Source organism: Burkholderia sp. 9775_39 (assembly GCF_015712225.1).
Lineage (GTDB): Bacteria > Pseudomonadota > Gammaproteobacteria > Burkholderiales > Burkholderiaceae > Burkholderia > Burkholderia cenocepacia.
The window spans coordinates 302,511-316,534 of sequence record NZ_JACCQC010000006.1; the positions used below are offsets into that span (position 1 = coordinate 302,511).

The following is a 14,024-nucleotide window of genomic DNA, read 5'->3' on the forward strand; positions in this document are numbered from 1 at the left end:
CATGGCGCGGAACACGAACCGTCAGGGGGAATCGCACCGGAACGTCGTGTCCGCATCCAGTATCCCACAAGCCGGGACGACTCGAACGCGTGTCACTCGAGCCTGGTATATGAGCCGATTATGCGGCTTTTCAAGCCCCCGCGCTTGGCCGCATGCTGCAAAGCAAAGCCGGAAAAACCCTGAAAATGGGTTCTTTACAACGACCCTCTAAACGTCTAAAAATTCCACTTGACACTCCAATAAAGAGCGCCAACAATCAAGCTGGCACTTTTTTCAATTTGCCGGTTGGCGAAACGAAAGAGGCCGAGGTGAGCTTGTGAGGGGGGAACGGCTGCATTTTCCGGTCGTTTAGCTTTTCGAGCGTGCTCGTGGTAAGTAGCAGCGACTGTGTGACAGGGGAAGTAGGAAATGGCAACTGGTATCGTTAAGTGGTTCAACGACGCGAAGGGCTTCGGTTTCATCACTCCCGATGAGGGCGGTGAGGATCTGTTTGCGCACTTCTCGGCTATCACCATGAATGGCTTCAAGACGCTGAAGGAAGGCCAGAAGGTGAGCTTTGACGTCGTCCAAGGGCCGAAGGGCAAGCAAGCGTCGAACATCCAGGCCGTATAAGGCATCGGATATCTGACGAAGAAACCCGGCGCATTTGCGCCGGGTTTCTTTTTTTTTTGTGGCCGGCCAATCGATAATCGATTGGCCGGCCTTTTCGTTCAATCCCGATAATTGAACACACATTGTCTTGCCACGCATGCAGATCGGATATCGAATCCGCACGTGAAACAGTTTCGCGGCTTCGTTACACGACCTTCAGCGTCCCCATCATCCCGAGATCCTCGTGTTCGAGAATGTGGCAGTGAAACATGCGCTCGCCGGGCATGTCTTGGGTGACCAGAATCGACACGGTTTCACCGCTGCGCACGTTCACGGTATCGCGCCACGCGCGGAACGGTTCGCTCGTGCGCGAACCGGCCGACGCCCGCTCGATCACCTGGAACTGCGTGCCGTGCAGATGGAACGGATGGTCCATGTCCGTCGTATTGCGGATCTCCCAGCGCTCGACGTCGCCGCGCCGGCTCGTCAGCGTCGCACGGTGCGGCGCGTAGGTGTCGCCGTTGATCGTGAAGCGCATGCCCGCCGGCCGGCCGTGCGCCGCGCCCTTCATCATCGCGTCCATGTCCATTTCCTCGCCGAACGCGACCGTCTTGTGCGCCACCGGTTCGCCCAGCGGCGCCACCGCGCGCAACGTGGGAGGCAGCGCGCGGGCCTCGGCGGGCGCGAACGCGACATCGGCCAGCGCCAGCGCCGGATCGGGCGGCAGGCTGCCGTGGCCGGCGTCGTGCGACATCGCCATCTTGTGGCGGTCGTACTCGGCCGCCTGCAGCACCGCGCGCGACGCGCGGTCGCCGGCACGCACCAGCAGTTCCGCACGCTCGCCCGGCGCGATCAGCAGCGACGTCACGCGCCGCGGCGCGTCGAACAACCCGCCGTCGGTGCCCACGTGCTCGAACGCGCGGCCGTCGTCGAACGCGATGCGCAGGTAGCGCGCGCTGCACGCGTTCCAGACCCGCCAGCGTTCGTCACCCGCGACGTCGATGCGCGGCCGGCGCGCGCCGTTGACCAGCACGAACTGGCCTTCACGGCCGTTCATCCAGTCCATCATGTCGTTCGGCGCAATCGTGCCGTCGCGTGCAAGCTTCAGGTCCGACACGAACAAGTGGCGCTCGGGCCAGCCGGCAAGCGGATCGTCCGCGGCGCGCACGACGAACGGGCCCGCCAGCCCGCGGAACACCTGCTCGGCGGTCATCATGTGCGGATGCGGGTGGTACCAATAGGTACCGGCGCTGCCCTTCGGCAGCGTGAAGCGATACACGCGCGACCCGCCGGGCGCGACGGGATCGGACGGATTGCCGTCCTGGTCGGGCGGCACAGGCAGGCCGTGCCAGTGAATCGTCGACGGCTGCGGCAGCTTGTTGACGAACCTGATCTCGACCGTATCGCCCTCGCGCACGTCGATCAGGGGGCCGACGACGGGGCCTTGCGTGCCCGCGCCGAACTGCCAGAACAAGGTCGGCCGCGCGCCGTGCAGCAGCGGTCGCGCCACCGGTTGAGCAACCAGCGTGGCCCGGAACGTGCCGGGCTCGCGGCTTTCGTTGGCCAGCGTGCGCAACGTCGCGAGCGGCGCGCCGGCCGGCAGCGCGTCGGCGGCCGCCAGCGCGGCCGGCGCGGGCTGGCCGTGCTGCGCGTGCGCCGACATCCCCGACATGCCCGGCATGTCGTCCATCGCATCCATGCCGGCCATGCCCGCGTGACCGGCATGCTGCGCCCACGCGGTGCGCGCGAACAGCGATGCGGCCGCGACACCGACGGCACGCGACAGGAAAGTTCTCCGTCTCATCAATCGATCCTCGTTGTTCATGCAGCGCCGCGCGACAGCCGCGGCGGTCGCGTCATCATAACCGCAGGGCCGGATCGGAAAACGCCGTCGCCGGGCGGGCGGCGATACGCCGCAGCGAGCATCGCCACCGTGCCGGATGCGGCGCCACGCTTGGCATCGCCGAGCGGCGGTCGCTCCTCGTCCGCCGTCCCATGCGCGTTGCGCCCGCCCCCACGTTTCCACCCGCTGCATCGACGATCCGCAAACCCGTTAATTTTTCACGATGCGGAACAAGTCACTGCGTTATAAAAATTCGTGGTGCAGGGCACAAATTTCCCGTTTCGCGATGCCGAAAAACGTTCCGCAATACAAAACGCTCGAAATAATTATTTGTTTTTAAAAGAGAATTTTTGTTTCGAGAAGCCGTTCTACATGCACCATCCGGGCGGGTCGCGGACGTAGACTTTGTTCCATGCACTGACGCTTCGCCACGACGGTCCGACACGGAACGCGGCGCAGGCAGCCAGTCGGGCCACAGCCGGCCGAGCCGGCAGGCGGCATAACAGAATTGCTCGTCATCAGAAAGGGAGAACGGAAATGAAGGGATTTCGCTTTGGTTCAGCGCTCGGGTCGTTCTACATCCTGCCGGGTAACGGCGGCTGGGAAGCGACGTTCGGCAACGCCCTGCTCGGCGCATTCTCGTGCCCCGAAGTGGCGGCCGACCACATCTCCCGCGGCGACTGCGAGCAACTGTCCGAACTCGACACCGCGACGCTCGAAGTGCCGCACGAAATCGCCGAATGGGAAATCGTCCACGTCTGAATGGCACGCCTGCAACGAAAAACGCCCCGGGCGACCGGGGCGTTTTCATTGGATGTCGGGCGGCGAACGGCTGACCGCGCCGCGTCGACACGCGCATCGGCTCGCGCGAGTGCGCGCCCGGCGTCAGGCGACCGCGTCGACGATGCCGTTCAGCGTCGCGCTCGGGCGCATGGCCTGGCTCGTCAGGTCGACGTTCGGACGGTAGTAGCCGCCGATCGCCTGCGGCTTGCCCTGCGCGGCCGCCAGTTCCTCCAGGATGCGCGCTTCGTTGTCGGACAGCGCCTTCGCCACGCCCTCGAACTGCGCCTTCAGCGCGGCGTCCTCGGTCTGCTCGGCCAATGCCTGCGCCCAGTACAGGCACAGGTAGAAGTGGCTGCCGCGGTTGTCGAGGCCGCCGACCTTGCGCGCCGGCGACTTGTTCTCGTCCAGGAACTTGCCGGTTGCCTGGTCGAGCGTCTTCGCGAGCACGAGCGCCTTCGGGTTCTGGTACGCGTTGCCGAGGTGCTCGAGCGACGCGGCCAGCGCGAGGAATTCGCCGAGCGAATCCCAGCGCAGGAAGCCTTCCTCGACGAACTGCTGCACGTGCTTCGGCGCGGAGCCGCCCGCCCCCGTTTCGAACATCCCGCCGCCGGCCATCAGCGGCACGATCGACAGCATCTTCGCGCTGGTGCCGAGTTCCATGATCGGGAACAGGTCGGTCAGGTAATCGCGCAGCACGTTGCCGGTGACCGAGATCGTGTCCTTGCCCGCGCGGATGCGCTCGAGCGAGAAACGCGTGGCGTCGACCGGCGTCATGATCCGGATGTCGAGGCCGTTCGTGTCGTGATCCTTCAGGTAGCGTTCGACCTTCGCGATGATCTGCGCATCGTGCGCGCGCGCCGGATCGAGCCAGAACACGGCCGGGGCGCCGGTCGCGCGGGCGCGGTTGACCGCGAGCTTGACCCAGTCCTGCACCGGTGCGTCCTTCGTCTGGCACATGCGCCAGATGTCGCCCGCCTCGACCGCGTGCTCGAGCAGCACGTTGCCGGCTTCGTCGGTGACGCGCACGACGCCGTCCGCCGGGATCTGGAACGTCTTGTCGTGCGAACCGTATTCTTCGGCCGCCTGCGCCATCAGGCCGACGTTCGGCACGCTGCCCATCGTGACCGGATCGAACGCGCCGTGCTGCTTGCAGTCCTCGATCACGGCCTGGTACACGCCTGCGTAGCAGCGGTCCGGAATCACGGCCTTCGCGTCGTACAGTTGACCGTCCGGGCCCCACATGCCGCCCGAATCGCGGATCATCGCCGGCATCGATGCATCGACGATCACGTCGCTCGGCACGTGCAGGTTCGTGATGCCCTTGTCCGAGTTGACCATCGCGAGGCGCGGGCGCACCGCGTACTCGGCCTTGACGTCGGCCTCGATCGCTTCGCGCGTGTCGGCCGGCAGGTCCTTCAGGCGCGCGTACAGGTCGCCGATCCCGTTGTTCGGATTGAAGCCGGCCTTCGCCAGCACGTCCGCGTGCTTCGTGAGCGCGTCGCGGTAGAACACCGACACGAAGTGACCGAACAGGATCGGGTCCGAGACCTTCATCATGGTCGCCTTCAGGTGCACCGAGAACAGCACGTCCTGCGCCTTCGCGTCGGCGATCTGCGCTTCGATGAAGCTGCGCAGCGCGTTGCGGCTCATCACCGATGCGTCGATCACTTCACCGGCCTTCACGGCCGTCTTTTCCTTCAGCACCTTCTTCGCGCCGTCGGTCGTCGTGAGTTCGATCTTCACGCTGCCGGCCTCGGCGATCAGCGCCGACTTCTCGCTGCCGTAGAAGTCGCCTTCGCTCATGTGCGCGACGTGGGCCTTCGACGTGGACTTCCACGCGCCCATCTTGTGCGGATGCTTGCGTGCATAGTTCTTGACCGACAGCGGCGCGCGGCGGTCGGAGTTGCCTTCGCGCAGCACCGGGTTCACCGCGCTGCCCTTGATCTTGTCGTAGCGCGCCTTGACGGCCTTCTCTTCGTCCGTCGACGGATCTTCCGGATAGGCCGGCAGCGCGTAGCCCTGCGCCTGCAATTCGGCGATCGCGGCCTTCAGCTGCGGCACCGATGCGCTGATGTTCGGCAGCTTGATGATGTTCGCTTCCGGCTTCAGCGTGAGCTGGCCCAGCTCGGCCAGATCGTCGGAACCCTTCTGCTCCGACGGCAGGACGTCTGCGAATGCCGCGATGATGCGGCCGGCGAGCGAGATGTCGCGCGTTTCGACGGCGACGCCGGACGAACGCGTGAAGGCCTTGACGATCGGCAGCAGCGAATAGGTCGCGAGCGCCGGCGCTTCGTCGGTGAGGGTGTAGATGATCTTGGGCGAAGTGGACATGGTGGTCAAAGCATTGCTACGTAATGGTGGGACTGAAGAGCGCCGGCGGTAACCGGCGGGGAGCGACCGGGTCGATCGCGAAAGGGGCGCGCCGGCTCAGCCGGGCGGAGGTGTTGCGAGGGCCGTCATGTTCTACCTTGCAGGGCATGCGGGCCGCATCGCGGCGCCGCGGCCCGCATGCCGGACCGCCCTGCCAACAAACCTGCCATCCACGAAACGCTCCGGCGCCGGCAGTCAGCGCCGGGGCGGCCGGCAACGTGCCGGCCCACCCCGGAAGGGGTCTTACATGTTCTCGATCAGCACTTCGCCGAAGCCGGAGCACGACACCTGCGTCGCGCCTTCCATCAGGCGCGCGAAGTCGTACGTGACGCGCTTCTGCAGGATCGACTTCTCCATCGCGGCGATGATCGTGTCGGCTGCTTCCGTCCAGCCGAGGTGGCGCAGCATCATTTCCGCCGACAGGATCTCGGAACCCGGGTTCACGTAATCCTTGCCCGCGTACTTCGGCGCCGTGCCGTGCGTCGCCTCGAACATCGCGACCGAATCCGACAGGTTCGCGCCCGGCGCGATCCCGATGCCGCCGACCTGCGCGGCCAGCGCATCGGAGATGTAGTCGCCGTTCAGGTTCAGCGTCGCGATCACGTCGTATTCGGCCGGGCGCAGCAGGATCTGCTGCAGGAACGCGTCGGCGATCGAATCCTTGATCACGATCTCGTTACCCGTCTTCGGGTTCTTCACGCGCATCCACGGGCCGCCGTCGATCAGCTCGCCGCCGAATTCCTTCTGCGCGAGCGCGTAGCCGGCGTCACGGAACAGGCCTTCCGTGAACTTCATGATGTTGCCCTTGTGCACCAGCGTGACCGACTTGCGATCGTTGTCGATCGCGTACTGGATCGCCTTGCGCACGAGCCGCTCGGTGCCTTCCGTCGACACGGGCTTCACGCCGATCCCGGAGGTTTCCGGGAAACGGATCTTCTTCACGCCCATCTCGTCCTGCAGGAACTTGATCACCTTCTTCGCCTGCTCGGAGCCCGCGGCCCATTCGATGCCCGCGTAGATGTCTTCCGAGTTCTCGCGGAAGATCACCATGTCGATCTTCTGCGGTTCGCGCACCGGCGACGGCACGCCCTTGAAGTACTGGACGGGGCGCAGGCACACGTAGAGATCGAGCTCTTGGCGCAGCGCGACGTTCAGCGAACGGATGCCGCCGCCGACCGGGGTCGTGAGCGGCCCCTTGATCGACACCACGTATTCCTTCAGGACCTGCAGCGTTTCGTCCGGCAGCCACACGTCCGGACCGTACACCTTGGTCGCCTTCTCGCCCGCGAAGATCTCCATCCAGTGGATCTTGCGCTTGCCCTTGTACGCGTGCGCGACCGCCGCGTCGACGACCTTGATCATGACCGGCGTGATATCGAAGCCCGTACCGTCGCCTTCGATATAGGGAATGATCGGCTGATCGGAAACGTTGAGCGAGAAGTCCTTGTTGACGGTGATCTTGTCACCGCCCTCCGGAACCTTGATGTGCTGATACGGCATGATCGACTCCAGTGACGTGGCTGAGCAGGTGATGCTGGTCGAAGCTGCGCGCGCGGCGGGGGCGCGGCATGGCCACCCCGTGACGGCAACAGCGAGCCGCTATTCTAGCGCCCCAACCGGGCACTTCGGCGTGAACCGCGGCACTGCGTATCAAGACCTCACTTATGTCTTATATAAGACAGAGGACTTGCCGTTCCGTATTATGCATTAAGATTCCGCCATTTGCCATAGACCGCCCGCTCCCGTCTCCCGCGGTGCGCCGGGCGGGCGCCCTGCCATGAACCTCATCGCCCTCAACAAGCCGTTCGGCACGATTTGCCAGTTTTCCGCGCACGAGACGCGGCCCTCGCTCGGCGACTGGGTCAAAACGCCCGGCGTGTACGCAGCCGGCCGGCTCGACGCGGACAGCGAGGGGCTGCTGCTGCTCACCGACGACGGCGCGCTGCAGGCGCGCATCGCGGAGCCGCGCCACAAACTGGTGAAGCGCTACTGGGCGCAGGTCGACGGCGCACCCGGGCCGGCCGACCTGAAGGCGCTCGCCCGCGGCGTCGACCTCGGCGACTACGTGACCCGCCCGTGCCGCGCCGAATTCATCGAGCCGCCCGACACGCTGTGGCCGCGCAACCCGCCGATCCGCTACCGCGCCGCGATTCCGACCACGTGGATCGAGCTGGCGATCACCGAGGGCAAGAACCGGCAGGTGCGCCGGATGACGGCAGCCGTCGGGTTTCCGACGTTGCGCCTGGTGCGCGTCGGCATCGGCGCACTCGATATATTCGCGCTCGGCATTGCGCCAGGCGAAACAATTGCCCTGCCGCCGCGCGCGCCATGGGACGGTTTCGCGCCCGCCGGATGACGCATCCGGGACGCGCGAATTTTTCGTCATCTTTTTCGTCAACCGCCTGCGGAGATCGTGCGTTAAACCACGCAGATGCCAACCTTAGCTATCCGGCATTGGCAGCCGAACCCGTGTTTGCGTCACGAAAGCGACGTTTTATTCGAATACGATTCGGCGCCCGCAGCGCAAAGAGAAATTTCTCGAAGCGTCTGTCAACCGAAAGGTGGATGGCACCGTTAGACGACATGACTCCTATTGCCGGGTCATTTGGTTAATTAACTAAAGCTGAGGAACACAACATGAACAAACTGATCGCCGCTCTGGTCGCTGGCCTCTTCGCAACGGCTGCTTTCGCACAAGCTTCGGCTCCGGAAGCTGCTCCGGCAGCAGCAGAAGCTGCTTCGGCACCGGCTAAGCACGCTGCCAAGAAGCACCACGCTGCCAAGAAGCACCACAAGGCATCGAAGAAGGCTGCAGCAAGCGACGCAGCAGCACCGGCAGCTGCTTCGAACTAAGTAAGCAAGCTGTAATAACGCAGTCAAGAACACGCAGTCTTGCCGTTCTTACGGCGTTGAAAGGCAGATCACCGCAAGGCGATCTGCCTTTTTCTTTTTTGTGCCCGCCGGCGCGCATCGCGTACCATGCGGGTCTTGTTTTCCAGACAGGAGCCATGCTGTGCACTTCTCCCTGCGCCCGTCGCTCGGCCGCCTTGCGCGTGCCGCCGTGTTTCCCGCCGCGCTCGCCGTCCTCGCGCTCGGCATGCAGGCCGCCGGCGCGCAAGTGCCGTCCGGTGCCAAGCAGCCGAGCGAGTTCCCGCGCGTGAAGCTGCGCGCCGGCATGTACGTGATCGACGCGGCCGTCGCCGCGAACGACGCCGACCGCGAACAGGGGCTGATGTACCGTTCGCAGCTCGCGCCGAACGAAGGCATGCTGTTCGTCTTCAACGAGAACGCCGTGCACTGCTTCTGGATGAAGAACACGCTGATTCCGCTGTCGATCGCGTTCATCCGTGCCGACGGCACGATCACCGACATCGACGAGATGCGCGCGGAAACCACCGACAACCACTGCCCGCGCAACAACGGCGTCTATGCGCTCGAAATGAGCAAGGGCTGGTTCGCCGCGAAGGGCATCAAGCCCGGCATGAAGCTCGACGGCCTGCCGCGGGCCCAGTAACCGCCCCGGCGCGCGCGGCGGCACCGCGCCGCGCACCGACCGAAAGCCGGCCGCCCGTCATTTGTCGTCGGGCGCCGGTTTTTTTTCGCCCGCCGGCGGCGCCCGCCTTGATTCGGCACCCGCTGCCCGCATCTGCAAAAGCCACGGACAAGCGCTATCCTTTAAATCTCGCTAGTTCCAGCCCGGGCCGGCACCCAATCAGACGGCCCGCTTACGATCCGAACCACCAGGAGGTTCACGTGCCCCGCAAAACCCCCATCGAGCGCTATCGAAATATCGGGATCAGCGCTCACATCGATGCCGGCAAGACCACGACGACCGAGCGCATCCTGTTTTACACCGGCGTGAGCCACAAGATCGGTGAAGTGCACGACGGCGCGGCCACGATGGACTGGATGGAGCAGGAGCAGGAACGCGGCATCACGATCACGTCGGCGGCGACCACCGCCTTCTGGAAGGGCATGGCCGGCAACTATCCGGAACACCGGATCAACATCATCGATACGCCCGGGCACGTCGACTTCACGATCGAGGTCGAGCGCTCGATGCGCGTGCTCGACGGTGCGTGCATGGTCTACGACTCGGTCGGCGGCGTGCAGCCGCAATCGGAAACCGTGTGGCGCCAGGCGAACAAGTACAAGGTGCCGCGCATCGCGTTCGTCAACAAGATGGACCGGATCGGCGCCGACTTCTTCCGCGTGCAGAAGCAGATCGGCGAGCGGCTGAAAGGCGTCGCCGTGCCGATCCAGATTCCGATCGGCGCGGAAGACCATTTCCAGGGCGTCGTCGATCTCGTGAAGATGAAGGCGATCGTGTGGGACGACGAAAGCCAGGGCGTGAAGTTCACCTACGAGGACATCCCCGCGAACCTCGTCGAGCTCGCGCACGAATGGCGCGAGAAGATGGTCGAGGCCGCGGCCGAAGCGAGCGAGGAACTGCTCGAGAAGTATCTGCACGACCATGAATCGCTGACCGAGGACGAGATCAAGGCCGCGCTGCGCAAGCGCACGATCGCGAACGAGATCGTGCCGATGCTGTGCGGCAGCGCGTTCAAGAACAAGGGCGTGCAGGCGATGCTCGACGCGGTGATCGACTACCTGCCGTCGCCGGTCGACGTGCCCGCGATCCTCGGCCACGACTTCGCCGATCCGGAAAAGCCGGCGGAACGTCATCCGAGCGATGACGAGCCGTTCTCGTCGCTCGCGTTCAAGATCATGACCGACCCGTTCGTCGGCCAGCTGATCTTCTTCCGCGTGTATTCGGGCGTCGTCGAGTCGGGCGACACGGTGCTCAACGCGACGAAGGACAAGAAGGAGCGGCTCGGCCGGATCCTGCAGATGCACGCGAACGAGCGCAAGGAAATCAAGGAAGTGCGCGCGGGCGACATCGCGGCGGCCGTCGGTCTGAAGGAAGCGACCACCGGCGACACGCTGTGCGATCCGGCCAAGCCGATCATCCTGGAAAAGATGGAATTCCCGGAACCGGTGATCTCGCAGGCCGTCGAGCCGAAGACGAAGGCCGACCAGGAAAAGATGGGCCTCGCGCTGAACCGTCTCGCGCAGGAAGATCCGTCGTTCCGCGTGCAGACCGACGAAGAGTCCGGCCAGACGATCATTTCGGGGATGGGCGAGCTCCACCTCGAAATCCTGGTCGACCGGATGAAGCGCGAGTTCGGCGTCGAGGCGACGGTCGGCAAGCCGCAGGTCGCGTATCGCGAAACGGTGCGCACGACGGCGGCCGACGTCGAAGGCAAGTTCGTCAAGCAGTCGGGCGGGCGCGGCCAGTACGGTCATGCGGTGATCACGCTCGAGCCGAACCCGGGCAAGGGCTACGAGTTCCTCGACGAGATCAAGGGCGGCGTGATTCCGCGCGAGTTCATCCCGGCCGTCGACAAGGGCATCACCGAGACGCTGAAGAGCGGCGTGCTCGCGGGCTACCCGGTCGTCGACGTGAAGGTGCACCTGACGTTCGGTTCGTACCACGACGTCGACTCGAACGAAAATGCGTTCCGGATGGCCGGCTCGATGGCGTTCAAGGAAGCGATGCGCAAGGCGAAGCCGGTGCTGCTCGAGCCGATGATGGCCGTCGAGGTCGAGACGCCCGAGGAGTTCATGGGCAACGTGATGGGCGACCTGTCCAGCCGGCGCGGCATCGTGCAGGGGATGGAGGACATCGCGGGCGGCGGCGGCAAGCTCGTGCGCGCCGAAGTGCCGCTCGCGGAGATGTTCGGCTATTCGACGTCGCTGCGCTCGGCCACGCAGGGCCGCGCGACGTACACGATGGAGTTCAAGCAGTACGCGGAAACGCCGGCCAACGTATCGGAAGGCGTGATCAGCGCGAAGACGAAGTAAGCGCCGTTCGCCCGCGCGCTGTCGCAGGCACGCAAGGCCCGTCCGGTTCCGGACGGGCTTTTTTTCATCCGGCGCACCACGGCGTGCGCGGCTTTTTGATCGGCACGCCGGACATTTTTTTCGCGTGCCACAATGGATCGCGATTCGTCCGATGGAACCCGCCCGATGCCGCCCACCCCTGCCCTGCGCCGCCTGCTGACTCTCTATGCCGGCCTGATCGCCGCGAACGTCGCCGTCTGGCTGTGGGCGCTCGCGGTGCTGCGCGATCATCCGCTGCTGCTCGGCACCGCGGCGATCGCGTACGGGCTCGGGCTACGTCACGCGGTCGACGCGGATCACATCGCCGCGATCGACGTCGCGACGCGCAAGCTGATGCAGGACGGCCAGCGTCCGGTGAGCGTCGGCCTGTTCTTCTCGCTCGGCCATTCGACGATCGTGATCGCCGCGACGCTCGGCATCGCGCTGACTGCGTTCGCGCTGCGCGACCGGTTCGATGCGTTCCGCGATATCGGCGGCACGATCGGCACGGCGGTATCGGCCACGTTCCTGCTGGTGCTCGCGTGCGTGAACCTGATGATCCTGCGCGACGTGTGGCGACGCTATCGCGGCGTATCCGCGCCCGCGCACGACGGCGCGCATGATCATCGCCCCGCCGGCCTCGTATCGCGGCTGCTGCGCCCGCTGTTCCGGTTCGTGTCGAAGAGCTGGCACATGTACCCGGTCGGCGTGCTGTTCGGGCTCGGTTTCGATACTGCAACCGAAATCGGCCTGCTCGCGATTGCCGCCGCGCAGGCGAGCCAGGGGCTGCCGATCTATACGGTCATGCTGTTTCCCGCGCTGTTCACGGCCGGCATGACGCTGATCGACTCGACCGACAACGTGCTGATGATTCACGCATACGGCTGGGCGATGGACGATCCGCAGCGCAAGCTGCTCTACAACGCGAGCATCACGTTCGTGTCGGCGGCCGTCGCGCTGGCGATCGGCGGGATCGAGGCAGCCGGACTGCTGGCCGACAAGCTGTCGCTGACGGGCCCCGTGCGCGACACGCTCGATGCGCTCGGCGAACGCTTCGGCTCGATCGGCTACGGCATCGTCGCGCTGTTCCTCGTCTGCTGGATCGCGTCGATCCTGTTTCACCGCTGGCAGCGCGCGGCCGACGCGCCGGCGCGCTGAACGACGCCCCGACGTTTCATTCCGGAAACAAAACCCTCCCCAACGACGTTGCATGCGTGGTCACGCGACTGCGCCCGCCTTGCGCCACGGCCCCGCGCGGCCGATGGCACGAATCTCGCAGAGTGGGATGCGCACGGCGGGCCCGCGTGCCGATCCGCGTTCGCGGCTAGCGTCAAGCGCTGGCCAGGAGGTCATCGGCTGACGATAGGACAACGAATCTTTTAAGCCCCCCTGCACCACACGTGAATAGTCGCGCGGCAACGAGGCATCGCGCGCATGGGGAGGCCATGATGCATAAGACGAAACAACCGTTCCGCGCGGCGGGACGGCGCCCTCGTGCAACCTTGCTGGCCGCGGCCGCGTTTGCGTGCTGCTGCTCGTATGCCGTCGCACAAAACACCACGCCCGACACCGCGTCCGCCGCGAACGCCAGCGCGGACACCATCATGACGCTGGTCGAGAATGCCTCGCCGTGCGCCGCCAATCCGGCCGCGTGCGCGGTGCACGTTTATGCCGGTCGGGGCGTCGGCAACAGCGGGGCCGGTGCGAGCGGCAGCGGCAATGGGAATGGAAGCGGCAGCGGCAGCGGTAATGGCAGTGGCAACGGGACCGGTAGCGGCGGAAATAACGGGAACGGGGCCGTCGGACCGGCCGGTGTCGGTGGAACGACAGGTGGAACTTCAGGCAGTACGAGCGGCACCGGCCGCGGAGGCAATGCGTCGGGTAACGGTGGTTCGGGTGGCGGCACTTCCGGTGGTGGTACTTCCGGTGGCGGCACCTCAGGTGGCGGCACCTCGGGCGGAGGCACTTCGGGTGGCGGCACTTCGGGCGGCGGCACTTCCGGTGGAGGCACCTCAGGTGGCGGCACTTCGGGCGGTGGCACTTCAGGCGGCGGCACCTCAGGTGGCGGCACCTCGGGCGGAGGCACTTCGGGTGGCGGCACTTCGGGCGGCGGCACTTCGGGCGGCGGCACTTCGGGCGGCGGCACTTCCGGTGGAGGCACCTCAGGTGGCGGCACTTCGGGCGGTGGCACTTCAGGCGGTGGCACTTCAGGTGGCGGCACCTCAGGTGGCGGTGGGCACGGTGGTGGCGGCGATGGTGATGGCGGTGGTCACGGCCATGGTGGCGGCGATGGTGATGGCGGTGGTCACGGCCATGGTGGCGGCCACGGCGATGGCGACGGTGACGGCGGTGGTCATGGCCATGGTGGCGGCCACGGCGATGGCGACGGTGATGGCGGCGGTCACGGCCACGGTGGTGGCCATGGTGACGGTGGTCACGGCAACGGCGGCGGCCATGGTGACGGCGGCGGTCACGGCAATGGCGGCGGCCATGGTAACGGCGGTGGCGGTGGCGGTGGCAACGGCGGCGGCAACGGCGGCAACGGCAACGGCGG

Annotated in this window: 11 protein-coding genes; 7 read left to right on the top strand and 4 right to left on the bottom strand. The window is 65.7% G+C overall.

The window, feature by feature from the left end; genetic code table 11:
• Nucleotides 1-408: 408 nt before the first annotated feature.
• Entirely contained in the window at nt 409-612 is a 204-nt protein-coding gene (locus H0X90_RS11270; RefSeq protein ID WP_006488945.1) for a cold-shock protein, read from the top strand.
• Nucleotides 613-796: 184 nt separating this feature from the next.
• Here H0X90_RS11270 and H0X90_RS11275 read toward each other — a convergent pair whose 3' ends face one another.
• A complete protein-coding gene (locus H0X90_RS11275; protein WP_077188802.1) occupies nt 797-2,395 on the bottom strand; it encodes a multicopper oxidase family protein in 1,599 nt (532 codons plus the stop codon).
• 576 nt (nt 2,396-2,971) lie between these two features.
• On the opposite strand from H0X90_RS11275, the gene H0X90_RS11280 reads away from it, so the two are divergent.
• A complete protein-coding gene (locus tag H0X90_RS11280; RefSeq protein WP_006490888.1) occupies nt 2,972-3,196 on the top strand; it encodes a hypothetical protein in 225 nt (74 codons plus the stop codon).
• Between the two features lie 123 nt (nt 3,197-3,319).
• Here the strand turns inward: H0X90_RS11280 and H0X90_RS11285 are convergent, their stop codons facing one another.
• Together H0X90_RS11285 and icd are read right to left on the bottom strand one after the other, a co-directional pair.
• Nucleotides 3,320-5,548, bottom strand: coding sequence for an NADP-dependent isocitrate dehydrogenase (locus H0X90_RS11285; RefSeq protein ID WP_048984425.1), 2,229 nt, complete (start codon nt 5,546-5,548; stop codon nt 3,320-3,322).
• 282 nt (nt 5,549-5,830) lie between these two features.
• Complete coding sequence (icd, locus tag H0X90_RS11290) at nt 5,831-7,087, bottom strand: NADP-dependent isocitrate dehydrogenase (RefSeq protein WP_006478026.1); 1,257 nt, start codon at nt 7,085-7,087, stop codon at nt 5,831-5,833.
• 277 nt (nt 7,088-7,364) lie between these two features.
• On the opposite strand from icd, the gene H0X90_RS11295 reads away from it, so the two are divergent.
• The 5 genes from H0X90_RS11295 (at nt 7,365) to H0X90_RS11315 (ending at nt 12,628) form a co-directional block, all read left to right on the top strand.
• The gene (locus tag H0X90_RS11295; protein ID WP_006490892.1) at nt 7,365-7,943 is read left to right on the top strand and encodes a pseudouridine synthase; all 579 of its coding nucleotides are present in this window, start codon (nt 7,365-7,367) and stop codon (nt 7,941-7,943) included.
• A 281-nt stretch (nt 7,944-8,224) separates the two neighbouring features.
• A complete protein-coding gene (locus tag H0X90_RS11300) occupies nt 8,225-8,440 on the top strand; it encodes a hypothetical protein (RefSeq protein ID WP_011352970.1) in 216 nt (71 codons plus the stop codon).
• A 160-nt stretch (nt 8,441-8,600) separates the two neighbouring features.
• Nucleotides 8,601-9,101, top strand: coding sequence for a DUF192 domain-containing protein (locus H0X90_RS11305; protein WP_006496146.1), 501 nt, complete (start codon nt 8,601-8,603; stop codon nt 9,099-9,101).
• A gap of 239 nt (nt 9,102-9,340) precedes the next feature.
• Nucleotides 9,341-11,452 (top strand): elongation factor G, encoded by a 2,112-nt coding sequence (fusA, locus tag H0X90_RS11310; protein ID WP_006496147.1) that lies wholly within the window; start codon nt 9,341-9,343, stop codon nt 11,450-11,452.
• A gap of 165 nt (nt 11,453-11,617) precedes the next feature.
• A complete protein-coding gene (locus H0X90_RS11315; protein WP_034201438.1) occupies nt 11,618-12,628 on the top strand; it encodes a HoxN/HupN/NixA family nickel/cobalt transporter in 1,011 nt (336 codons plus the stop codon).
• A gap of 1,064 nt (nt 12,629-13,692) precedes the next feature.
• Here the strand turns inward: H0X90_RS11315 and H0X90_RS36025 are convergent.
• Nucleotides 13,693-14,024 (bottom strand): hypothetical protein (locus H0X90_RS36025; RefSeq protein WP_196438140.1); only part of this gene is annotated, 332 nt, incomplete at its 5' end.

Excerpts from the sequence above, each read along its gene's own strand:
- H0X90_RS11285 (WP_048984425.1), bottom strand. The coding sequence starts at position 5,548 with ATGTCCACTTCGCCCAAGATCATCTACACCCTCACCGACGAAGCGCCG.
- H0X90_RS11270 (WP_006488945.1), top strand. The coding sequence starts at position 409 with ATGGCAACTGGTATCGTTAAGTGGTTCAACGACGCGAAGGGCTTCGGT.
- icd (WP_006478026.1), bottom strand. The coding sequence starts at position 7,087 with ATGCCGTATCAGCACATCAAGGTTCCGGAGGGCGGTGACAAGATCACC.
- H0X90_RS11315 (WP_034201438.1), top strand. The coding sequence starts at position 11,618 with ATGCCGCCCACCCCTGCCCTGCGCCGCCTGCTGACTCTCTATGCCGGC.
- H0X90_RS11275 (WP_077188802.1), bottom strand. The coding sequence starts at position 2,395 with ATGAGACGGAGAACTTTCCTGTCGCGTGCCGTCGGTGTCGCGGCCGCA.
- H0X90_RS11300 (WP_011352970.1), top strand. The coding sequence starts at position 8,225 with ATGAACAAACTGATCGCCGCTCTGGTCGCTGGCCTCTTCGCAACGGCT.
- H0X90_RS11280 (WP_006490888.1), top strand. The coding sequence starts at position 2,972 with ATGAAGGGATTTCGCTTTGGTTCAGCGCTCGGGTCGTTCTACATCCTG.
- H0X90_RS11295 (WP_006490892.1), top strand. The coding sequence starts at position 7,365 with ATGAACCTCATCGCCCTCAACAAGCCGTTCGGCACGATTTGCCAGTTT.